The 21643-nt window shown below is 72.3% G+C and carries 18 protein-coding genes; 4 read left to right on the top strand and 14 right to left on the bottom strand.

Annotated features, from left to right (window positions below):
- Positions 1-111: 111 nt before the first annotated feature.
- Together A4E84_RS33600 and A4E84_RS33595 are read left to right on the top strand one after the other, a co-directional pair.
- Positions 112-579: a nitrate reductase molybdenum cofactor assembly chaperone gene (locus A4E84_RS33600; protein WP_062930141.1), complete on the top strand. Its 468-nt coding sequence runs from the start codon at positions 112-114 to the stop codon at positions 577-579.
- A gap of 53 nt (positions 580-632) precedes the next feature.
- Positions 633-1817 (top strand): IS701 family transposase, encoded by a 1185-nt coding sequence (locus A4E84_RS33595; protein WP_062931209.1) that lies wholly within the window; start codon positions 633-635, stop codon positions 1815-1817.
- Positions 1818-1997: 180 nt separating this feature from the next.
- Here the strand turns inward: A4E84_RS33595 and A4E84_RS33590 are convergent, their stop codons facing one another.
- From A4E84_RS33590 to A4E84_RS33545, 10 genes are all read right to left on the bottom strand, one after another.
- A complete protein-coding gene (locus A4E84_RS33590) occupies positions 1998-4082 on the bottom strand; it encodes a LamG domain-containing protein (protein WP_062931712.1) in 2085 nt (694 codons plus the stop codon).
- A gap of 344 nt (positions 4083-4426) precedes the next feature.
- Complete coding sequence (locus A4E84_RS33585) at positions 4427-5611, bottom strand: IS701 family transposase (RefSeq protein ID WP_062931209.1); 1185 nt, start codon at positions 5609-5611, stop codon at positions 4427-4429.
- A 53-nt stretch (positions 5612-5664) separates the two neighbouring features.
- Complete coding sequence (gene dnaK / locus A4E84_RS33580) at positions 5665-7530, bottom strand: molecular chaperone DnaK (protein WP_062930140.1); 1866 nt, start codon at positions 7528-7530, stop codon at positions 5665-5667.
- 67 nt (positions 7531-7597) lie between these two features.
- The gene (locus A4E84_RS33575; RefSeq protein ID WP_062930139.1) at positions 7598-8338 is read right to left on the bottom strand and encodes a glycerophosphodiester phosphodiesterase family protein; all 741 of its coding nucleotides are present in this window, start codon (positions 8336-8338) and stop codon (positions 7598-7600) included.
- Positions 8335-9720, bottom strand: coding sequence for a hypothetical protein (locus A4E84_RS33570; protein ID WP_062930138.1), 1386 nt, complete (start codon positions 9718-9720; stop codon positions 8335-8337). Before A4E84_RS33570 ends, A4E84_RS33575 begins: the two co-directional genes overlap by 4 nt.
- 123 nt (positions 9721-9843) lie before the next feature.
- Positions 9844-10272, bottom strand: a complete 429-nt coding sequence (locus tag A4E84_RS33565) for an OsmC family peroxiredoxin (RefSeq protein WP_062930137.1) — start codon at positions 10270-10272, stop codon at positions 9844-9846.
- Between the two features lie 78 nt (positions 10273-10350).
- A complete protein-coding gene (locus tag A4E84_RS33560; protein WP_107308538.1) occupies positions 10351-12081 on the bottom strand; it encodes a vWA domain-containing protein in 1731 nt (576 codons plus the stop codon).
- A 59-nt stretch (positions 12082-12140) separates the two neighbouring features.
- On the bottom strand, positions 12141-13202 hold the full coding sequence (locus tag A4E84_RS33555; protein WP_062930135.1) for an ATP-binding protein: 1062 nt from the start codon (positions 13200-13202) through the stop codon (positions 12141-12143).
- A 98-nt stretch (positions 13203-13300) separates the two neighbouring features.
- Complete coding sequence (locus tag A4E84_RS33550; protein ID WP_079129216.1) at positions 13301-15379, bottom strand: phage holin family protein; 2079 nt, start codon at positions 15377-15379, stop codon at positions 13301-13303.
- Positions 15380-15492: 113 nt separating this feature from the next.
- Positions 15493-15894 (bottom strand): hypothetical protein, encoded by a 402-nt coding sequence (locus A4E84_RS33545; protein WP_062930133.1) that lies wholly within the window; start codon positions 15892-15894, stop codon positions 15493-15495.
- 82 nt (positions 15895-15976) lie between these two features.
- Between A4E84_RS33545 and A4E84_RS33540 the strand changes: the two genes are divergently transcribed.
- Together A4E84_RS33540 and A4E84_RS33535 are read left to right on the top strand one after the other, a co-directional pair.
- A complete protein-coding gene (locus A4E84_RS33540; RefSeq protein WP_062930132.1) occupies positions 15977-16750 on the top strand; it encodes an MBL fold metallo-hydrolase in 774 nt (257 codons plus the stop codon).
- Between the two features lie 68 nt (positions 16751-16818).
- On the top strand, positions 16819-17400 hold the full coding sequence (locus A4E84_RS33535) for a DedA family protein (RefSeq protein ID WP_062931711.1): 582 nt from the start codon (positions 16819-16821) through the stop codon (positions 17398-17400).
- Between the two features lie 92 nt (positions 17401-17492).
- Here the strand turns inward: A4E84_RS33535 and A4E84_RS33530 are convergent, their stop codons facing one another.
- The 4 genes from A4E84_RS33530 to A4E84_RS33515 all read right to left on the bottom strand — a co-directional run bounded on the left by A4E84_RS33530 (position 17493) and on the right by A4E84_RS33515 (position 21577).
- Entirely contained in the window at positions 17493-18545 is a 1053-nt protein-coding gene (locus A4E84_RS33530; protein WP_062931710.1) for an MBL fold metallo-hydrolase, read from the bottom strand.
- Complete coding sequence (locus tag A4E84_RS33525; protein WP_062930131.1) at positions 18542-19789, bottom strand: aminotransferase class I/II-fold pyridoxal phosphate-dependent enzyme; 1248 nt, start codon at positions 19787-19789, stop codon at positions 18542-18544. The genes A4E84_RS33530 and A4E84_RS33525 overlap by 4 nt, the downstream gene beginning before the upstream one ends.
- Before the next feature lie 181 nt (positions 19790-19970).
- Complete coding sequence (locus A4E84_RS33520) at positions 19971-20660, bottom strand: hypothetical protein (protein WP_062930130.1); 690 nt, start codon at positions 20658-20660, stop codon at positions 19971-19973.
- Between the two features lie 122 nt (positions 20661-20782).
- A complete protein-coding gene (locus tag A4E84_RS33515) occupies positions 20783-21577 on the bottom strand; it encodes an RNA polymerase sigma factor SigF (RefSeq protein WP_062930129.1) in 795 nt (264 codons plus the stop codon).
- Between the last annotated feature and the right edge of the window lie 66 nt (positions 21578-21643).

The following is a 21643-nucleotide window of genomic DNA, read 5'->3' as shown; positions in this document are numbered from 1 at the left end:
GTCATGGCACGGGTTCTGACCCGTACGGGCCCCGTCGGCAGGTGCGCTCCCCGGCCCGGCCCTAGCGTCGGGATGGCGGGCAGGCCGGCAAGCGCACGCGAAGGAGGTCCCATGCCCGGATTCGAGGTGCTGTACCAGGCGGCCGCGCTGTGCCTGATGTACCCCGACGACGACTTCCGCGCCCGGCTGCCACTGCTGCGCGAAGCCGCCCCGCAGCTGCGGGAGTTCGCCGACCACGCGGCCGTCACCCCGCCGAGGGAGCTGGCCGCGCACTACGTCGAGGTGTTCGAGGCCGGGCAGGAGCACAGCCTGTATCTGAGCGCCTGGCGCGAGGCCGCTCCGGCGCCCTCCGAGGAGCTCTACCGCGCACACGGCCTGGAGACCACCGGCGAGGAGCCGCCGGACTTCCTGCCCGCCGTCCTGGAGCTCACGGCCCGCACCGGCAGCGACGGGCTGCTGACGGAGCACCGCGACGGCCTGGACCGGCTCAGGTCCAGGCTCACCGACTTCGGTACCCCGTACGCGACCGTCCTGGACGCGGTGTGCGCGACCTTGCCGCCCGCGCACACCGAGGCCTAGTACTGCAACGGTGCTTGCCGTGACTGATGGCCAGGTTGGTCGTTGGTGTGTTCATGGGTGGGGACCTTGCTGATGTCAGGTTGTGGGCGGGTGAACTGGACGCTGTGCATGAGCGGTTCGTGCACCGTTTCAGCAGGTCGGAGCCGCGGGAGTCGGCACTGGCTTATATGCGGGGCCTGATCGCTCCGCTGCAGCGGAAGAACGGCTGGACGCTGGCGGAGGAAGCCGGCCACGAAGGCCCGGATCGTATCCACAGGATGCTGAACCGGATCGAGTGGGACGCGGATGAGGTGCTCGACGACGTGCGTCAGTACGTGGTCGACAACCTCGGCGACCAGGACGCCGTCCTGGTCGTGGACGACACGGGCTTCTTGAAGAAGGGGACGCGGTCGGCCGGGGTGCAGCGGCAGTACTCCGGCACCGCCGGGCGGACGGAGAACTGCCAGGTCGGCGTCTTCCTCGCGTATGCCACGAGCCGCGGGCGGACTCTGATCGACCGGCGTCTGTATCTGCCCGCATCCTGGACCGACGACCGTGAAAGGTGCCGCCGGGCCGGCGTCGACGACGAGGTCGCCTTTGAGACCAAGGTGGCCATGGCGAAGGCGATGGTCCGCCGCGCCATGGCGGACAGGGTCCCGTTTCGGTGGGTGACCGCGGATGCCGCCTACGGGTTCAGCAAAGGCTGGCGGTCGGAGCTGGAGCGGGCGGACGTCTTCCACGTCATGGCCACCACCCGCCACGACACCGTGGTCACCCGCTGGGCGATCGACCATCCCGTCCATGACTTGTTCAACGGTCTTGCCCGGCAGAAATGGAAGCGCCGTTCCTGCGGCACCGGGGCTCACGGCCCGCGGATCTACGACTGGGCACGCGTCGAGGTCCGGCCCTGGCACCGACCCGACCGCCGCCACTGGGTCCTCGCCCGCCGCAGCGTGAGCCGACCCGGGGAGATCTCTTACTACATCGCCTACTGCCCGGTTGAGGCAACGCTTGACGACCTGATCCGCATCGCGGGCAGCAGGTGGGCCATCGAGGAGTGCTTTCAGAGCGCGAAACAGGAATGCGGCCTGGACGACTACCAGGTCCGCCGCTATCCCGGCTGGCACCGGCACATGACCCTGGCCATGGCTGCCCACGCCTGCCTGACCGTCCTGCGAGCCCGCGAGCTGGACGCCGGGAAAGCAGAAACGGATCCTCCCAGCTCATCCACCTCAGCCTCGCCGAGATACGACGGCTGATCACCCGCCTCACCGACCGCCGACCCACACCCGTCGAGCACATCCTGCACTGGTCGACCTGGCGCCGACGACGACAGCACCAGGCCCGCACCAGCCACTACAAACGACGCGGACACAGCCCCTGAACTGGCCATCAGTCACGGCAAGCACCGTTGCAGTACTAGGAGCCGGGCCGCCCGGCTAGCAGAAGCACGGCTCCACGCCCGAGCCCAGGAACGGGATGTCGTCGTCGGTCAGAGCGCCGGCGAAGGCGTGCACCTCGTCGACATCGCCGTGCAGGTACTCACCCCACCCGTCGCCCATCCGGGCCCGGCCGATCTGGAGCGGGCCGGATCCGCGCCAGCCGTCGGAGAGGTCCGCGGTCGCGTCGGCTCCGGCCCTGCCGTCGAGGTAGAGCCTGACCTTGTCGGTGGCGTCGTCGTACACGACGGCGAGGCGGTGGCCGAGGCCTTCGCCGCCGTCCGCCATCTCCAGCTGGGCCACCACGGTCTCGGGCGCACCATGCTCGTCCCTGTGCGGCATCACCAGCTGCCAGGCGTGCTGCTCGGGCTGGTATCGCACCTTGAAGGCGTCGGTGCGCTCACCGGGCAGTGACAGCACCGTCATGGGGCCCTCGGGCTCCGCGTCCGCCAGGCGTACGACCACCCCGATGGTGAAGCTGTCGGAGGTGTCGACCACGGGTCCCTCGGCGATCGCGTGACCGGTCTTGCCGTCGAGCGCCAGGTGGCCGTCTCCGACGAGCGGCGTCGGCACCGGCACACAGTCCGGGTCCAGCCACGGCTCACACGAGTCGTCCGGGACGCGGTAGAGCGTCGCACCGGATCCCAGCTTCAGGGGCGCGCCGCCGTTCAGCTCGGGGCTGGCACCGTCCCGGGCCGTCTCCAGCGACCAGTGGCCGAGCAACGACGGCTTGCGGTAGGCCAGTTCCGACACCTCGTCGGGCACGACCACCCGGTCGTGGACCCTGACGCCGCCCAGCTCGCCGTGCCAGCGGTCGTGGTAGCCGTTTCCGTCGCGGACCCGGCCGATCTGGAAGGCGCCGGCGGTGGCGGTGGGCGTGGCCCCGGCCCCGGTGCCGACCTCATGGCCGTTGACGTACAGCTGCGCCTTGCCCGTCTCGGCGTCGTACACGCCCAGCAGGTGGGCCCATTCGCCGGTCTCCGGAGCACCGCCCGACACGGTTGCGCCGCCGACCGTGAACGACCAGTCCGGAGTCTCGCCCCGGGCGCTCAGACCGAGGGCGAACGCGGCCGCCTGCCCCGCGTCCTGGCCGGCGACGGTCATGTTCCGGTCGGTCTCGGCCGGGCGTGCCCAGGCGCTGACCGCGAAGCTCTTGCGGGGGTCGGCGACGGCCGGGGCGTCCGTGGTGAGGTAGCCGTGACTGCTGCCGTCCAGGGCCGCCGACGCGGTGAGCTTCGTGCGCGCGGGGGCGGGGGCGCCGAAGGTGACGCCGGAGCCGGCGGCCGCGTCGGTGCCCGCCTCGGCGTCGGCGGAGGTGGCTCCCTTCGCGTCGGCCAGGGGCCAGTGGGCCACGGGCGCGCGGCCCGACTTCACCATGAAGTCGTACGACGACTGGCCGCTGCTGCGTCCGGCACGGTCGATGGCCCGGACGGTCAGGCTCTCGGGGCCCGAGTCGAGGGGGAGGAAGGGGATGGTCACCGGCCCGCCGGGGCGCTCGGGGCGGACGGTTCCGTAGGGGCCGCCGATGAAGCCGTAGGTGTAGGACACGACGTCGTCGGAGGGCGAGTCCATGGTGAAGTGGCCGTAGACGCCCACTCCGTCCACCCAGAACACGTTCTCCGGGTACTCGGGCGAGGAGATCGTCGCCTTCTCCGGGTTCTCGTCGTCGTAGACGAACTCGCAGACGGAGCCGTCACCCTCGGAGCTCCAGGGGGAGGTCGCCTTGCCGTCGTTCGCGCGGACGCGCCAGGAGATGACGGTGTTCGGCGGGACGGAGCCTTCCCGCATGTGCCACCGCTGCGGATCGCCGGAGTGTCCTTCGAGCGTCGTGCGCGTGAGGCGCTGTTCCACCCCGTCGGCGTCCGTCCACCACGCCTCGAACTCGCCCTTGACCAAGTTGGCCTCGGAGGGGTGGTTGTCCTCCGCCGGGTCGTGCAGGACCGCGCTCAGGACGGGCGGCTCGGAGACGTATGCCTTGTCGTCCCCCGTCGCGCACGCCTTGTGCCCCGTCTTCATGTCCTGGACGAGCGGCTGCTTCGGCGGCAGGTTGTCCGCGGCCTGTGCCACGCCGGTGCCGGTCGTCATCACGGCCGCCACCGCACACCCCACCGCCAGCAGTCTGTGTCCGCCGGATCTCTTCAGTGCGTCCAACTGTCCCTCCCCTGTGAACTTCCCTCGGCCCGCCGGTCACACGGGCTGCTGGAGGTTAACAGGGGGCACTGACTTCGCAGTAAGGGATTTCCGTTGCTGCCGCGGGGAGTCGGGCTAGTACTGCAACGGTGCTTGCCGTGACTGATGGCCAGTTCAGGGGCTGTGTCCGCGTCGTTTGTAGTGGCTGGTGCGGGCCTGGTGCTGTCGTCGTCGGCGCCAGGTCGACCAGTGCAGGATGTGCTCGACGGGTGTGGGTCGGCGGTCGGTGAGGCGGGTGATCAGCCGTCGTATCTCGGCGAGGCTGAGGTGGATGAGCTGGGAGGATCCGTTTCTGCTTTCCCGGCGTCCAGCTCGCGGGCTCGCAGGACGGTCAGGCAGGCGTGGGCAGCCATGGCCAGGGTCATGTGCCGGTGCCAGCCGGGATAGCGGCGGACCTGGTAGTCGTCCAGGCCGCATTCCTGTTTCGCGCTCTGAAAGCACTCCTCGATGGCCCACCTGCTGCCCGCGATGCGGATCAGGTCGTCAAGCGTTGCCTCAACCGGGCAGTAGGCGATGTAGTAAGAGATCTCCCCGGGTCGGCTCACGCTGCGGCGGGCGAGGACCCAGTGGCGGCGGTCGGGTCGGTGCCAGGGCCGGACCTCGACGCGTGCCCAGTCGTAGATCCGCGGGCCGTGAGCCCCGGTGCCGCAGGAACGGCGCTTCCATTTCTGCCGGGCAAGACCGTTGAACAAGTCATGGACGGGATGGTCGATCGCCCAGCGGGTGACCACGGTGTCGTGGCGGGTGGTGGCCATGACGTGGAAGACGTCCGCCCGCTCCAGCTCCGACCGCCAGCCTTTGCTGAACCCGTAGGCGGCATCCGCGGTCACCCACCGAAACGGGACCCTGTCCGCCATGGCGCGGCGGACCATCGCCTTCGCCATGGCCACCTTGGTCTCAAAGGCGACCTCGTCGTCGACGCCGGCCCGGCGGCACCTTTCACGGTCGTCGGTCCAGGATGCGGGCAGATACAGACGCCGGTCGATCAGAGTCCGCCCGCGGCTCGTGGCGTACGCGAGGAAGACGCCGACCTGGCAGTTCTCCGTCCGCCCGGCGGTGCCGGAGTACTGCCGCTGCACCCCGGCCGACCGCGTCCCCTTCTTCAAGAAGCCCGTGTCGTCCACGACCAGGACGGCGTCCTGGTCGCCGAGGTTGTCGACCACGTACTGACGCACGTCGTCGAGCACCTCATCCGCGTCCCACTCGATCCGGTTCAGCATCCTGTGGATACGATCCGGGCCTTCGTGGCCGGCTTCCTCCGCCAGCGTCCAGCCGTTCTTCCGCTGCAGCGGAGCGATCAGGCCCCGCATATAAGCCAGTGCCGACTCCCGCGGCTCCGACCTGCTGAAACGGTGCACGAACCGCTCATGCACAGCGTCCAGTTCACCCGCCCACAACCTGACATCAGCAAGGTCCCCACCCATGAACACACCAACGACCAACCTGGCCATCAGTCACGGCAAGCACCGTTGCAGTACTAGGCGGCACCGCCCTTCTCGTCCCGTCCGTTCTTCTCCTCGTCCACGATCTCCGCGTCCACGACTGCCTCCTCGTCCTGCGGCGCGGTGGAGGGCTCCTCCGTGGGGGTCTGCTGGGCCTGGGCGTACATCGCCTGGCCCATCTTCTGGCTGACGGAGGCGAGTTTCTCGACGCCCGCGCGCAGGGCGGCGGTGTCCGCCTGCTGTGCCAGTCCGTCCTTCACCTCGGCGACGGCCGACTCGACCTCGGACTTCGTGTCGGCCGGGACGCGGTCGCCGTTCTCGCGGAGGAAGTTCTCGGTCTGGTAGACGAGTTGCTCGGCCTGGTTGCGGGCCTCGGCGGCCTCGCGGCGCTTGCTGTCCTCCTCGGCGTACTGTTCGGCCTCGCGCATCATCCGGTCGATGTCGTCCTTGGGCAGGGCCGAGCCGCCGGTGACGGTCATCTTCTGCTCGCGGCCGGTCGCCAGGTCCTTGGCGGAGACGTGCATGATGCCGTTGGCGTCGATGTCGAAGGCGACCTCGATCTGCGGGACGCCGCGCGGGGCCGGCGGCAGACCGGTGAGGTCGAAGACGCCGAGCTTCTTGTTGTACGCGGCGATCTCCCGTTCGCCCTGGTAGACCTGGATGCCGACGGAGGGCTGGTTGTCGGCCGCCGTCGTGAAGATCTCCGAACGGCGCGTCGGGATGGTCGTGTTGCGCTCGATGAGCTTGGTCATGATGCCGCCCTTGGTCTCGATGCCCAGGGACAGCGGGGTGACGTCGAGCAGCAGGACGTCCTTGACGTCGCCGCGGATGACGCCCGCCTGGAGTGCGGCGCCGACGGCCACGACCTCGTCGGGGTTGACGCCCTTGTGCGGATCCTTGCCGGTGAGTTCCTTGACCAGGCCGGTCACCGCGGGCATCCGCGTCGAGCCGCCGACGAGGATCACGTGGTCGATCACCGAGAGCTGCACGCCGGCATCCTGGACGGCCTGGTGGAAGGGTGCCTTGCAGCGGTCCAGCAGATCGGCGGTGAGCTCCTGGAACTGGGCCCGGGTCAGCTTCTCGTCGAGGTGCAGGGGCCCTTCTGCGGAGGCCGTGATGTAAGGCAGGTTGATGGTCGTCTCGGTCGAGCTGGAGAGCTCGATCTTGGCCCGCTCGGCGCCCTCGCGCAGCCGCTGCACCGCCATCTTGTCGCCCGCGAGGTCGACGCCGTTCTGGCCCTTGAAGCGCTTGATCAGGTACTCGACGATCCGCTGGTCCCAGTCGTCGCCGCCGAGGCGGGTGTCGCCGTTGGTGGCCTTCACCTCGATGACGCCCTCGCCCATCTCCAGCAGCGACACGTCGAAGGTGCCGCCGCCGAGGTCGAAGACGAGCACCGTCTGGTCGTTCTCCTTGTCCAGGCCGTAGGCGAGGGCCGCGGCCGTCGGCTCGTTGATGATCCGCAGCACCTTCAGGCCGGCGATCTCCCCGGCCTCCTTGGTGGCCTGCCGCTGGCTGTCGTCGAAGTACGCGGGGACGGTGATGACCGCGTCGGTGACGTCCTCGCCGAGGTAGGACTCCGCGTCCCGCTTCAGCTTCTGCAGCACTCGCGCGGACAGCTCCTGTGCCCGGTAGCGGGTGCCGTCCACGTCACCCTCGGCGGGGAAGCGCCAGTGCGCGTCGCCCATGTACCGCTTGACCGAGCGGGCGGTGCGCTCCACGTTCGTCACGGCCTGCCGTTTGGCCACCTCTCCGACCAGCACCTCGCCGTTCTTGGCGAACGCCACCACGGAGGGTGTGGTCCTGGCCCCCTCCGCGTTGGCGATGACGGTGGGCTCGCCGCCCTCCAGCACGGCGACCACCGAGTTCGTGGTTCCGAGGTCGATCCCGACCGCTCGTCCCATCGCTGTCCCCTTCCGCCAGGGCGACGACTCTTCACACACTCCAGCACAAAACTTGAGTGGGCTCTTGTCAATGCCGCGATGGGGTGATCGGTCCGCGCAGGGACACCGCGCGCCGGGGCCGGTCGGTGACGAGCACGTCGACGCGCGGGTGGGAGAGGAAGGCCCGCATGAGGGTGTCGTCGTTGACGGTCCAGACCATGGTGAACAGGCCGTGCCGGGTCGCCTCACGCAGCACGTTGGTCCTGGCCAGCCGCTGGTGGACGGCGACGCCGTGCGCCCCGCAGGCCCGGATGCGGCGGGCGGGGAACAGTTCGCTGAGCCGCGTCCCGGGCAGCCGGGCCAGGGCGAGTTCCCTGCGGTCGCGCCCCAGGGACAGGGCGGTGCGCACGCCTGGGTGGCCCCGGGTGACGGCGGCGACGGAACGGTCCTCCAGTGTGGTCACGACGAGCCCGTCCATGCCGAGCAGGGCGACCGCCCGGTCGATCACCTGCCCCTCGTAGCCGACCTCCTTGAGGTCGAGGTGGGCCACGAGTTTCCCGGCGATCAGCGCCATGACCTCGTCCACCACGGGCACGGCGTACCCGGCCCGCTCGCACAGCCCGGCATAGGTGAGCGCGGACAGCGGAGGCCCGGCGGGGCCGACCCGGGGGTCGTGGTAGACGACGAGGACCCCGTCCCCGGTACGGCGGATGTCGAACTCGACGTACTCCGCGCCGGACCCGATCGCGTCCTCGTACGCCTCCCAGGTGGCGGGGCCGGCGCGCTCGGAGCCGCCGCGGTGGGCGGAGACGGCGGGGTGTGGCGTCATGGTCGTCGGTTCCCGGAGGGCGAGCGGGGAGGCGGGACGGGGGCGAAGGCGTCGTCGGGCGCGGGCAGCAGCGAGCCGGAGCGCGTGCTGACCCGTCTGAGCAGGGTCCAGCCGATCACGACCAGGATGACGAAGGGCAGCCAGGCCAGCGCGTAGGCGGTGCCGTAGGCGCGCACGTCGAGGATGGACCGGTGCTCGTCGACGTTCGTGCCGTTCACGCCGAAGAAGGCCAGCAGCAGCGTCGGCGGCAGGGCGATCAGCGTGGCCGCGGCGACCAGGCCGGAGACGGTGCGGTCGCGGCGGTCGTCGCGTTCGGCGAGTTCGGCGTCCAGGGTGGCGGAGCGGGCGCTGATCACCGAGGTCAGGCGCTCGACCATGCGGGCCGAGTTCTCCAGGCTGTCGCGGATGCCGAGGGCGTCACGCAGCGAGGACTGGAACGCCTCCGTGACCATCTCGGGGATCAGCAGGCTGTCGACGTAGGCCTCGACGCCGAAGGCCAGGTCGAGCTGGAGTTCGTTGACACCGGCGGAGAGTCGGGAGATCAGGGAGCGGATCTCGGTGGGCGAGTCGGTCAGGGCCTGCTCGTTGGCCTTCATCATGGCGAAGGCCGCCAGCCGGGCGCGCTGGAGCACGGACAGTGCGGAGATCATGCCGAGGGCGACGAGGACCAGGCCGTTCTCCACGTGCGGGGCCCAGCCGGTCTGGACGGAGACGCCCCGGCCGAGGGCGGACAGGGTGAGGCCGTGGTTCCTGACATGGGGCGCGAGGCTCGCGTCGTAGGGGGTGGCGGGGTTCCAGGGCATCCGGCCGCGGTAGACGATCTCGTTGAGCAGGATCGCCTTGCGGGCCTCGTCGGCGCTGAGCAGTTCGCGCTGTAACCGGCCGCCGGGAAAAACGAGTTGGTGCACGTTCTGGCCGAGGGCCGGCGGCCTGCCGCCGAGCTGTGCGGCCAGCGTCTGCAGGAGCGGGCGGTCGTCGAGCTCGATCCGCTCCCGGTCGAAGCAGGTCGAGGCCAGCCAGACGGCGAGGTCGCCGGCGGTGGTCTCGCCCGCGAAGACGCAGTCCACGACGAGGGTGGCGTCGCCGCGCGGGGTGGTGACGACGAGGATCCGCAACGACGCGAGGCCGAGGCCGTGGTCGCCGTGCGGCAGCCGCAGCCGCCGGGGCGCGACCTGCTCGTCGAGGACCGGGACGGGCAGCACGTCCTGGCTGGTCATCAGGTGGGAGGTGAAGCGGCCGTAGTCATAGCGGTCGACCAGGGCGCCGAGGACGGTGTCCGGGGGGCGGAGCCGTCCGGAGAGGCTGAACAGCAGCAGGACGCGGGTCCGGTCGCGGGTGGCGGAGTCGAGCACCGTGGCGTTCGTGGACGTTCCCGGCAGCATCGCGTTCCTTCCGGCCCGGCGGTTCGAGGCGTCTGGTTCCTACCCCGGCCGGGGGTGGTGAACCGACGACGCCGCGCGGGGCCGCCCTTGCCGGGCGGGCCCGCGCGGCGGGGGTGACGCAGGTCAGGCGAGCTTGGCGGTCAGCGTGATGGGCGTGGCCTTGAGGGCCTGGCTGACCGGGCAGCCGACCTTGGCCTCGTCGGCGGCGGCCTGGAAGGCCGCCTCGTCGATGCCGGGGACGGTGCCCTCGACGGTGAGGTGGATGCCGGTGATGCCCTCGCCGGGCTGGAAGGAGACGTCGGCCGAGGTGATGAGCTTGGTGGGCGGCGTCCCGGCCTTGTTGAGGATGTTGGAGAAGGCCATGGAGAAGCAGCTGGAGTGGGCGGCCGCGATCAGCTCCTCGGGGCTGGTCTTGCCGTTCGCCTCCTGGGCGCGCGAGGCCCACGTGACCGGCTGCTCGCCGATGGCGCCGGAGGAGTCGAAGGTGACGACACCGTTGCCCTCGAGCAGGTTGCCTTCCCAGACGGTGTGTGCGGAGCGCGTGGTAGCCACGAGTTCTTCCTTTCGCGTACGGACTCGCGTGCGGGCCCGTCTCCGGGCCCCGTGCCCCCCATCCGATCACACTACGGCTCAACTCACGCGAAAGACCTCCCCTCTGGCGGTGAACGGCAGCCGCGCTCCTCGCGGGATCAGGTACGCGTGCTCGCGCCGGACCCGCAGGACGTCGCACCAGCCGTCGGTGATGATCAGGACGGGCGCACCGGGCGGGAAGTCGTCGGCGCGGTGCAGCAGGTCGATGCCGGGCTGCAGGACGGTGCCGCCGCGGCCCTGGACGCGGACCCGGCCGGCGATCTCGGTGACGGGCAGGTAACCGGCGTCGTGCGCGGCGGCGTCGCAGAACACGACCCGGGCGGCCGGGACGTCCCGCGCCCCGGCGTAGGAGGCGATGGCGCCGAGGGCCTTGCCGAGCAGGACGCGGTCCATGGACCCGGAGGTGTCCAGGACGACTCCGAAGGTGCAGCGGGCGATCTCCTCGGGCGGGAAGTACCGTCCGGCGCGCGGGATGGCGGGGGTGGCCGCCTGGCGCCGTGAGGGGCGGGCGTAGGAGCGGACGGGCTCGGGGCGGGGGACGAACTCGTCGAACCAGCGGGCCAGTCGGGCGTCCCACGGCAGCGGCGGATGGCTCAGCGCGCGGATCTCCTCGACCAGGCCGCCGGGCAGGAAGCCGCGCTCCTGCCGCTGGTGCAGGTCGAGGCCCTGGGCGAGACCGCGGCGGTAGAAGGCGTCGAGGTCGACGTAGTCGCGGGGCGGGCCGAGCGGGCCACCGAGGATGTCACCGACGCCCTTGCCGCGCAGGGTGGCCAGCCGGCGTTTGCGGCGCAGGTCGCCGGTGATGCGGTCGTAGACCTCCTCGGCGGACAGGCCGGCGAGCTCGGGGTCGTACAGCAGCCCGTCGGGCATGCTTCCGACCTGCATCTCGGTCAGCCAGCCGTTGATGACGTAGTCGCAGGCGACGTTGAAGAGGTACGGGTCGCGGGTGCCGCAGCGGTCGCCGTGGCGCAGGGCGGCGTGCAGCATCTCGTGTGCGAGGACGAACCGCCACTCCTCGTCGTCGAACCCGCGCAGCGGGTTGATGTAGATCTCGGCCGCCTCGGCGTCGACTGCCGCGACGGCGATGCCGTGGGCGCGGGCGAGTTCGGCGTCGGCGACGAGCTTGATGCCGGACGCGATGCCGCCGAGCAGCGGGTAGGAGGAGATGAACCAGCCCAGGGCCCGCTGCCAGGGGCGCGGCCGGGGTGCCTCGCCATCGAGGCTGTCGCGGCGGCCGCCCGCCATGTCCATCGCTGCGGACACGGTCCGGGTCAGGGCGGTGGCGAAGGCCAGCTGCCAGTCCGGCGGCCGGCCCCAGCCCACCCACGGCACCAGCACCTGGTCGGGCTCGTCGCCGGCCGTGCCGCAGCGTTCGTACACGGCGGGCAGTCCGTCGCGGCGCCAGCGGGCGGCGAGCTGCTCCTCGTCGCCGTCCGGGTAGGAGGCGGGCAGGTGCTCGGGGGTCTCACCGACGGTGAAGCCGAGCAGGAAGCGGTTGACGACGACGCAGCGGGCGGCGAGGTCGTAGCGGTCGGGCTGGACGCGTTCGCCCTTGACCGCCGGAACGTGCCCGAATCCGAGGTGGAGGACGGCGTGGGCGAGCGCCCAGGCCCAGGCAGCGGGCTCGGCGAGACGCTGGGGGTGGACGTGCAGGTCGCCGTCGGAGTCGACGGCCACGAGCCCCTCACGGGGCGCGAAGCGGCACTCCTCGTGGCGGCAGACGTCGAACTCCACAGCCGCGAGGGCGGGGTTGGTTCTCATCAGCCGCATCCCCTCGGCGAAGGCCTCACCCGCGAGGTCCCGCTTCTTCTTCTTGGCGGGGCTCCGGCTCACCGGCGGGCCTCGACCAGCCGGGGCATGTCCCGGGCCGCCTCGACGAGGAACCAGGAGGGCAGCACGGGGTTGCCGTCGCTGTCGGAGGCGATGACCGTCTGTGCGACCTCGACGGAGATCTCGGCGAGCTGCACCAGCAGGGACTTGGCGCGGTAGGCGGTCTGCCGGCCGTTCGCGGACATGTGCTCCTTGCTCGCGGGCAGTTCCTTGACCAGGCGGCCGCGGAAGGACTCGGCGAGGTAGTAGAGCAGGTCGCGGTCCTGTGGCCGGTTCGGCCAGGGGGCGTCACCCTTGACGATGGCCTCGATGCCGTAGCGGCTGCGGACGATCTTGACGTAGCCGCAGAAGGCGGTCGCGTGCGCCGGGGTCAGCGTGCCGTGCGCGAGGACCTTCAGGGTCTCCTCGTCGAGGTCCCGGCCGAAGGAGTACAGGGCGTCGGAGAGCAGGTGCCAGGAGCGGGGCGTGGAGAACGGCTCCTCCGTCTTCGGCGGCTTGGACCACAGGTGGTCGGGCCGGTCGGTGAGGTGGTCCACGATCCAGGGGTGGATGCCGTTGCTCCCGGCCCAGGTCAGCCAGTCCTTCGCGGAGGCCTCCAGGTGCACGTGCGCGAGGCGGTTGACGAGCGCGGAGGCGATGGGCCGGGCGAGGGCGTTGTCGGTGGCGCGGTTCCCGGCGCCGATGACGATCGAGCCCTTGGGCAGCTCGTAGCTGCCGATCCGGCGGTCCAGGATCAGCGAGTAGAACGCCTTCTGCACGTCCGGCGTGGCCGCGTTGAGCTCGTCCAGGAACAGGCAGTACGGCTCGTCCCGGGCGATCGTCTCCGGCGGGCAGAACACCGAGCGGCCGTCGCGGATCTGCGGGACGCCGATGAGGTCCTCGGGGGCGAGCTGGGTACCCAGCAGGCTCACGCACTCCAGGCCCAGCGACTCGGCGAAGTTCCGTACCAGTGAGGACTTCCCGATGCCGGGGGCGCCCCAGATGAAGACCGGCCGGACGGTGGCCAGGCCGAGCAGCAGGTCCGGGATGCGGGCGGGCGTGACAGTGACGGCTGCCTGCAAAGCAGCGACTCCTCAGGGGTGTTCGATACGGACGCGCGGGTGTGCGGCGTCCGGGACGAACAGTGTGTGCGTACGGCCCCGGTGGGCGCAGCCGATTTTCAGGCGGCGCGCTCCTCCTCGGCAGCGGTCTCCAGCGGCACCTGCGGCCCGTTCGACTCGCGCAGCCAGCGCCGCAGGACCCGGTGCACGTGCTCGGCGCCGACGAGTTCCTCGCCTTCGCCGACCGGTGCGGAGACGCCGAGCGGGGACAGCAGGAAGGGTCTGCCCTGGGCGCCGCCGAGGCCGCCGTGCGAGCCGATCTGCTCCTCGAAGGCGAGGACTTCGCCGTCGGCCGGGTCGTACAGCGAGTTGACCATGATGTCGGCGGTGTGCGGGAAGGAGTGCGTACGGCGGACCGCGTCGGCGGCGCCCGGGCCGAACGGGGCGAGCGGGCCCGGGTTGTCGTCGAGGTCGGCCAGCGGGATCTCGGCGCCGTACGCGCCGAGGACGACACCGCCGTGCTCGTCGCTGCGGACCAGCAGGAAGCCGATGCCGGGGTGGTTGGCGAGGGTCGGCAGCAGCGCGGGGTGGCGGGCGTCGATCTCCTCCTTGCTCATCCGGTGCGTGACGTCCGGGAAGGAGATCAGGCCGAGGTTGCCGGAGGCCAGCACGATCGGCTCCTCGCGGCGCACGGGGAGGTGCTGCTCGCCGGCCTCCTCCACGGGTATGCGCAGCGCGGCGCGGACGGCGGCGCGGGCCTCCGCCCCGCTGCGGGTGCGCTCCGCCCGGCGCGGCACGGGCATGCCGCACCCGGCCCGCACCAGGTCGTCGAGGGTGAGGCCGTAGCGGGAGCGGAAGGTCTCGCCGGGGCTCTGGCCGTGGTCGGAGAGCACGACGATCCGATAGGGGCGCGGGGCGTGCTCGGCGACGTTCTCGACCAGGGCGAGCGAGCGGTCGAGGCGTTCCAGGACCTTCTGCGCGTCGCGGCTCGCGGGGCCGGAGTGGTGGGCGACCTCGTCGTAGGCCACCAGGTCGGCGTAGACGGCGGTGCGGCCGGCGAGCATGTCGCCCGTCACCGCGGCGACGACGACGTCCCGCTCGACGACGGTCGCGAAGGCGCGGACGAGTGGGTAGAGGCCGCCGCGGGAGACGCGCGGGCGTTGCCTGTGCAGGCTCGCCCGGGTGGACTGGCCGATCTCCCGGCCCACCTCGGCGATGAAGGAGAGCGCGGTGCGCACGGCGTTGGCCGGGTCGGAGAAGTAGGCGAAGTAGCCGTCCCGGGAGCGGTTCTCCCGGCTGCGGCGGCGGGCGGCGATGGACAGCACGAGGGCCTGCTGCTCGGCGCCGCCGCTGAACAGGTTGCCGCGGCTGGCGCCGTCGACGGTGAGCAGCCCGCCGTGCCCCGCGTACTCGACGGCACGGCGCTGGAGTTCGGCCGCGCTGGTCGGGCGGTTGCAGACGACCACTTCGCGGGTGTCCTTCTCGTACCAGCGGAAGGCGGGGACGTCGTGGTTGCTGCCGTGCAGGATGCCGAGCTGGCTGGCGCCGGTCTGGCTGGACCAGTCGGTGCGCCACGGGGTGAGCCGGTGGCTGGGGCGGCCGCCGTCGCCGATGTCGAGCCAGCGGGCGACGGTGGGCATCAGGCCCTTGCCGACCGCGTCCAGCAGGGTGTCGTGACCGACGCCGTCCAGTTGCAGGAAGACGGTGCCGGGGCTCGACGGGCAGGGCGGTCCGGACCGGCGGCGGCGGTCGGAGAGCCGGTACAGCCTGCGGCGGTAGGCGTCGTCGTCGCGCACGGCCAGGGCGGCGCCGGTCGCCGACGCCACGGCCGACATCACGGCGGCGACCACGACGGCGGTCTCCGGGGCGGCGGCGCCGCGCTCGGCGGGGTTGAGGTGCAGGGCGACCAGCAGCAGCGCCCCGTTCAGGAAGAACACCAGCAGTCCGAGCACGAGCGCCGGGACGAGGAGCAGGAGCCGCACGAGCAGCGGCCAGACCAGGGCGGACAGCAGACCGAAGGCGCCGGCGCCGAAGGCCGCCGTGACGGCGATGTCGGTCGCGCTGTCGCCGTTCTCCGAACGGAGCCGGAAGTCCGGGAGGATCCCGGCGAGGACGAGCATGGTGACGGTGGAGACCGCCCACACGGCGGCACTCCGCCCCACCTGACTGGCGGCCCGCCGCCACCGCACGCCCCGCACGCCCAGCCACCTCACGTCTCCCGCCCGCAGCCGTCGCGGGCCCTCCCCCACAGTGTCTCAACGCCCCGCCGGGCCGTTTCGTCCCCAGGTCACGCTACCGGCCGGGGACGGCGTCAGCGCCCGTCGTAGCCGGCCGTGGGCATCGACAGCCGCCGGTGCACGCACGCCTTCATCGCAGCGTCGTACGCAGGCTCCGCATGCCCCACCGTCTCGACGCGTACACCACGACGGGCGCACTCGGCGGTGAACTCCTCGACGGAGGCGAGCGCGCTCTCCAGTACCCGCCGGCTGGGCGCGACGAACACGTCGAGGCCGGGCCGGACGCCGTCCCACAGCGCGCCGTGGTCGGGACGCAGCCCCCGCACGAGTAACTCCCGGCTGACCACGTAGCCCCGCTCGGCGGCCCAGCGGGCGCACATCGCGTGCTGACTGCGGGAGTCGACCAGGAACGGGTCTTCGTCCAGTTCCTCCAGCGGCGTCAGACTCGCGATCGCCGTGACCCGCACCGGCACCATGGCGCCCCCTCACCTCCGGTTTCGCCGCCGACCCTACTCCTGCACGTACGCTTCGGGGGAGTCGCGCGAAGGAGGCAAAGAAGTGCCGGTGGAGATCACCTGGTGGGGTCACGCCACTTGCACCGTCGAGGACTCGAACGTGCGCGTGCTCACGGACCCCCTGTTCGCACGCCGGCTCGCACACCTGCGGCGCCGGCGCGGAGCGCTGCCGCCCCCGGGCGCCCCGCAGGCGGACGTGGCGCTGGTGTCGCATCTGCACGCCGACCATCTGCACGTGCCGTCGCTGATGCGGCTCGCCGCGGGCACCCGCCTGCTCGTGCCCCGGGGCGCACGCCGGGCGGTGCCCGGTCTGCGCCGGCTCGCGCACCTGCGGGTGAGCGAGGTGGCCCCCGGCGACGAGACCCCGGTCGGCGACATCGTCGTACGGGCCGTGCCCGCGCGGCACGACGGGCGGCGGCTGCCGTTCGGGCCGCACCGCTCCCCCGCCCTCGGTTACGTCATAGCCGGCGAGGCCCGGACGTACTTCGCGGGGGACACCGGCCTGTTCGACGACATGGCCAAGGAGGTCGGGCCGGTCGAGGTGGCGCTGCTGCCGGTGGGCGGCTGGGGGCCGTACCTGGGCGAGGGGCACCTGGACGCGGGCCGGGCGGCGCAGGCGCTGGAGCGGCTGGCGCCGAGCAGTGCCGTGCCGGTGCACTACGGCACGTACTGGCCGATCGGTATGGACGCCGTGCGCCCCCACGAGTTCCATGCGCCGGGGGACGAGTTCGTCCGGCTCGCGGCCCGGCACGCGCCGGCTGTGGCGGTGCACCGGCTCGGGCACGGGGAGAGCGTGCGCCTGGAAGTGGCGCGGTGAGCTGGTCGGCGCCCGTGGCGCTGGCCGGTGTGCCTTTGCTCGCGGCGTCGGCCGTCACACCGGCGAGCATGGTTCCGGAGTCCACGCAGCAGGCGATCGGGTATCCGACGCTCTTTGTGCTGGTGCTGGCCGGGGCGCTGGTGCCGGTGATCCCGACGGGGGCGCTGGTGAGTTCGGCGGCGGTGGTCGCCGTGCACCGGACGGCGCCGTTCTCGCTGGCGATGGTGTTCGTGACGGCGTCGCTGGCGGCCTTCCTGGGCGATGTGGCGCTGTACTGGCTGGGGCGGCGCGGGCTGAAGTCGAAGAACGGGTCGCGGTGGCTGGCGGCGATCCGGGCGCGGGCGCCGGAGGACCGGCTGGAGCAGGCGCAGGCGAAACTCACCGCGCACGGGGTGGCGGTGCTGGTGCTGTCGCGGCTGGTGCCGGCGGGGCGTATCCCGGTGATGCTGGCGTGTCTGCTGGCCGAGTGGCCGATGCGGAGGTTTGCCCGGGGAAATTTTCCGGCGTGTCTGGCCTGGGCCGTGACGTATCAGTTGATCGGGATTCTCGGGGGGGCGTTGTTCGACGAACCGTGGCAGGGCGTGCTGGCGGCGATCGTGCTGACCGTGCTGATCAGCGCGGTGCCGGCGGTGGTGCGGCGGGTTCGGTAGCGCCGTACCGGATGCGATCGTCCTCGGGGTGCGGGCTGTGGGCGGCTGGTCGCGCAGTTCCCCGCGTCCCTGGGCCGTCCCTCAAGGGCCCCTTAGAGCACCTTTGACGCGCCGACCGGCATGTCCCAGAGGTTCTCCCGGGGCAGGCCCGCCTTCTCCCATGCCGCCCGCACCCGCGTCAGGGGCTCCATGACCGGTTCCGCCGACAGGACGAACGTCGCCCAGTGCATGGGGGCCATCCGGCGCGCGCCCAGGTCCTGGGCCGCGCGGACCGCCTCCTCCGGGTCGCAGTGCACGTCGCGCAGCCACCAGCGGGGGTCGTAGGCGCCGATGGGCAGCAGGGCCAGGTCGATGCCGGGGTAGCGGCGGCCGATGCGGGAGAACCAGTGGCCGTAGCCCGTGTCACCCGCGAAGTAGACGCGTTGGCCGCTTTCGTCGGTGAGGACCCAGCCGCCCCACAGGCTGTGGCAGGTGTCGGTGAGGCTGCGCTTGGACCAGTGGTGAGAGGGGACGAAGTCGAAGCGGACGCCGTCCAGTTCGACCGCCTCCCACCAGTCGAGCTCCGTCACACGCGTGAAGCGGCGGCGGTGGAACCAGCGCGCGAGCCCGGCCGGGACGAACACCGGGGTGTCGCGCGGGAGGCGGCGCAGCGTGGGGGCGTCCAGGTGGTCGTAGTGGTTGTGGCTGATGACGACGGCGTCGACGCGCGGCAGTTCCTCCCAGGGGACCCCCACGGGGGTGATCCGGGCCGGGGTGCCGAGGATCCGGCGCGACCACACCGGGTCGGTGAGCACGGTCAGTCCGCCGATGCGCAGCACCCAACTGGCGTGTCCCGCCCAGGTGACGGCGATGGTGCGGGCGTCGACTCGGGGCAGCGGGGCCGGGGCGTAGGGCAGCCGGGGGATGTCGGCGAGGCCCGCCGGGTCCGGTCTCACCGCGCCCTCCCGGGCGAAGCGGGCCATGGCCTTCAGGCCCGGCAGCGGCGCGGTCAGCCGGTCGTGGAAGGTGCGCGGCCACACCCGCCGCTCGGCCAGCGGGCGGGGTTCGGCCAGGGGCGGGGACGGGGGCGCGAGGGGGGACGGGAGCGCGGGCTCGTCGGGTTCCCGGGTGGTCGTGCTGGTGGTCGACTCGGACTGCTGCGTCATCGAGGAGGCTCCCATCGCTGAGCTTCGTCGCGGAGATCGTCGAAGACCGACTTCAGTCGGCTCAACGCGCGGTTCACCTGCGGCAGTTCCAACGGCGTGGGTGAGGTGAGGCATTCCGCGCGTTCCGTGTCGGAACCGCCCGCCAGTGCGCCGGTGGCGAGCCGCACGCGCGGGGCTTCGAGGTCGTCGCCGAAGCGGTGCCCGCCCGGGGCGGGCATGCCGAGGCGTTCGGTGAGGAAGTCCTCCAGTTCCTGTGCGTCGCCGACGCCGTGCGCGGTCAGCGCGGGGCGCAGCGGGGCCAGGTCCACGTACAGGTGGCGGCCGGAGCGCGGGGGCCGGGCGAGGGCGCCCGCCGCGACGACGGTGGTGTGCGCCTCGGCGGCCAGGAGCGCGTGCAGGCGCACGGCGCCCGTCACGCGCGTGGTGACCGGTTCCGGCTCCCCCAGGGCGTACCCGGCCGCGGCGGCGACGGGCGCGGCGACGCGGGCGTCGAGGGCGGTGAGGATGTCGAGCACGCGCGCGTGCAGGCCCTGACCGTCCTCACCGGCCGGGAAGCGGGCCACGGCGGCCGGCCAGCCGGGCGGGAGCAGCGCCCCGGCCAGGTCGGTGACGACGGTGACCCGGTCGGGCACCATCTCGGCGGGGCTGAGCAGCACGGTGTCGTGCGGGTCGTGCAGGGTGTCGCGCCAGGTCTCGTCGCTGACGAGGTGCAGGCCCTCGCCCTGGGCGGCCTCGACGGTCTCGTGGAGCAGTTCGGGTGGGGCGACGGTCGCGGTGGGGTCGTCGGCGACGGACAGCACGAGCAGCCGCGGGTCGCCGCCCTCGGCGCGGACCCGGCGCACGGTCTCCAGCAGTGCGTACGGGTCGGGTACCCCGCCGCTCTCCGGCGGGGTCGGCACATGGAAGGCGGGCCGCCCCAGCAGGCGTGCGTACGGCCCCCACCAGGCGGCGCAGGGCCGCGGTACGAGGACGTCGCCGCCGAGGGCGGCGGTCAGCGCGAGCAGCAGGGCGGGCGAGCCGTGGGCGGCGGCCACCCGGTCCGGGTCGCAGTGCAGTCCGCGGCGGTCCCAGTAGCCGCAGGCGGCCTCGCGCAGGGCCCGGCCGCCGCCGACCGGCTCGTGGCCTCCCCGGGAGGCCGCGGCGGCGAGCACCGCGGACAGCTCCGGCAGGACGGGCAGCCCGTCGTCGGGGAGCGGCGGCCCGAACCGGACGGGGCCGTGACCTTCGGGGGCCGTGCGCCGCATCCGTACCTCCGCAGTGCCAGTGCCTGGTGCCGCCGTGTCGTGTCGCCGTTGCCCTCGGCACCTGAGTACCCAGAGTGCCGCCGCCGCATGGGCGCCCGGCCGGGTCGTGACGGTCACAGCATGAGCGGGGCCGGACCGGGGAAACCTGGTCGCGCCGGGGCGGTGGAGCGGGTCCGGAGGGTCAGCGGCCGGGGTCGCTCTCCCGGTTGCGCAGCCGGTGCACGGCGGCTGCGAACGCGCCCGCGATCAGCACCCCGCCGGCGACCAGGGCGGGCACCGAGTCGGTGAAGGCACCGCCGTCACCGGCCCGTACCCCGCGCTGGACCGGTGCCGCACCGCACTCGGTGTGGTGGCGTTCGCGGTGGTGCGAGGGTTCGGGGCAGGGCTTGTGGGTGGGCTGGTGCGTCGGCTGGTGCGTGGGCTGGTGCGACGGCTTGTGGGACCCGGCACCGTGCGCCACGGTGAACGTCGCGCTCCACTCCGTGCCCTCTCCGCCGGGAGCGGCCGGACAGATGCCGTCGACGGTCCACGCCGAGTCCTGGCCCAGGGCGTCCGGATCGCCCTCGAAGTTGTCCGCGGAGGCGATGAGGGCCGTGCCGCGGTAGGCGGGGCCGGACACCTCGTCGTCGTTGCCGGTGACCCGCTGCAACGGCACCGTGCCCTCGTCGAAGGCCTGTGAGGTGGCGTCGATGGTGTCGGGCGGCGGCCCCCCGGTCGGATCGCAGCTGACCGAGACGGTGAGGGTGCCTCCGGGTTGGACGGTGGCGGGACTGACCTCGGCGGCCGGCTCGGCGAAGACAGCCGGCGCGGTACCCACCAGGGCTGAGCCGGCCAGGACGGCGACGGACAGGGCGTGCAGGCTGCGGCGCATCGAGGGGACTCCTTCGGTAGTCATACCCCTCTGCCATGACAGCCCGCCCGCAGCGGGCCCGCGCGGGACCGGACCCCATTAGCGGGACAGCATCCGCCAACCGGGGGACAGCGAGCCCCGGCTCAGGCCACGTCCCGCATGACCTGCTCCCGCACCCGTCCGCAGCACCGGCTGATCAGCCGGGACACGTGCATCTGCGAGATCCCGAGCTCCTCGGCGATCCGGCTCTGCGTCATGTCTCCGAAGAACCGCATGTACAGGATCGCCCGCTCCCGCTCGGGCAGCGCCGCCAGCCGGGCCTTCACGGACTCCCGGTCGACGACCGTGTCCAGCGCCGGGTCGTCGGACCCCAGCGCGTCGCTCAGGGAGTAGCCGTCCTCGCTGCCGGGCAGCTCCGCGTCCAGGGACAGCGCCGTGAAGCTCTCCAGCGCCTCCAGACCGGCCCGGACGTCCTCCTCGCTCATGTTCGCGTGCTCGGCGAGCTCGGTCACGGTGGGGCGGCGCCCGGAGATGGTCTGGGACAGGTCCTGGCCGGCGATACGCACACGGTTGCGCAGGTCCTGGACGCGGCGAGGCACGTGCAGGGTCCACATGTGGTCCCGGAAGTGCCGCTTGATCTCTCCGGTGATGGTCGGCACCGCGTAGCTCTCGAAGGCGTTGCCGCGCTCGGGGTCGTACCGGTCGACGGCCTTGACCAGGCCGAGGGCCGCGACCTGGCGCAGGTCCTCGAAGCTCTCGCCGCGGCTGCGGAAGCGTCCGGCGAGACGGTCCGCCATGGGCAGCCAGGCCTCGACGATCTCGTCGCGGAGCGCGTCCCGCTCCGGGCCGGCGGGCATCGAGGTGAGCCTGCGGAAGGCCTCTGCGGTGTCGGGGGCGTCGTGGTGGGGGTGCCGTTTCGCGCTGGTTCGGGTCTGCATGATGCGTCGCAATTCCCTTGCAAAAGCTTTGGGTTGGACGGTCACCGTGGAAGCGCATCCGCTGTG

Source organism: Streptomyces qaidamensis, from assembly GCF_001611795.1.
Lineage (GTDB): Bacteria > Actinomycetota > Actinomycetes > Streptomycetales > Streptomycetaceae > Streptomyces > Streptomyces qaidamensis.
Note: the sequence above shows the minus strand (reverse complement) of the source record. Positions and strands in the feature narration are given on the sequence as shown.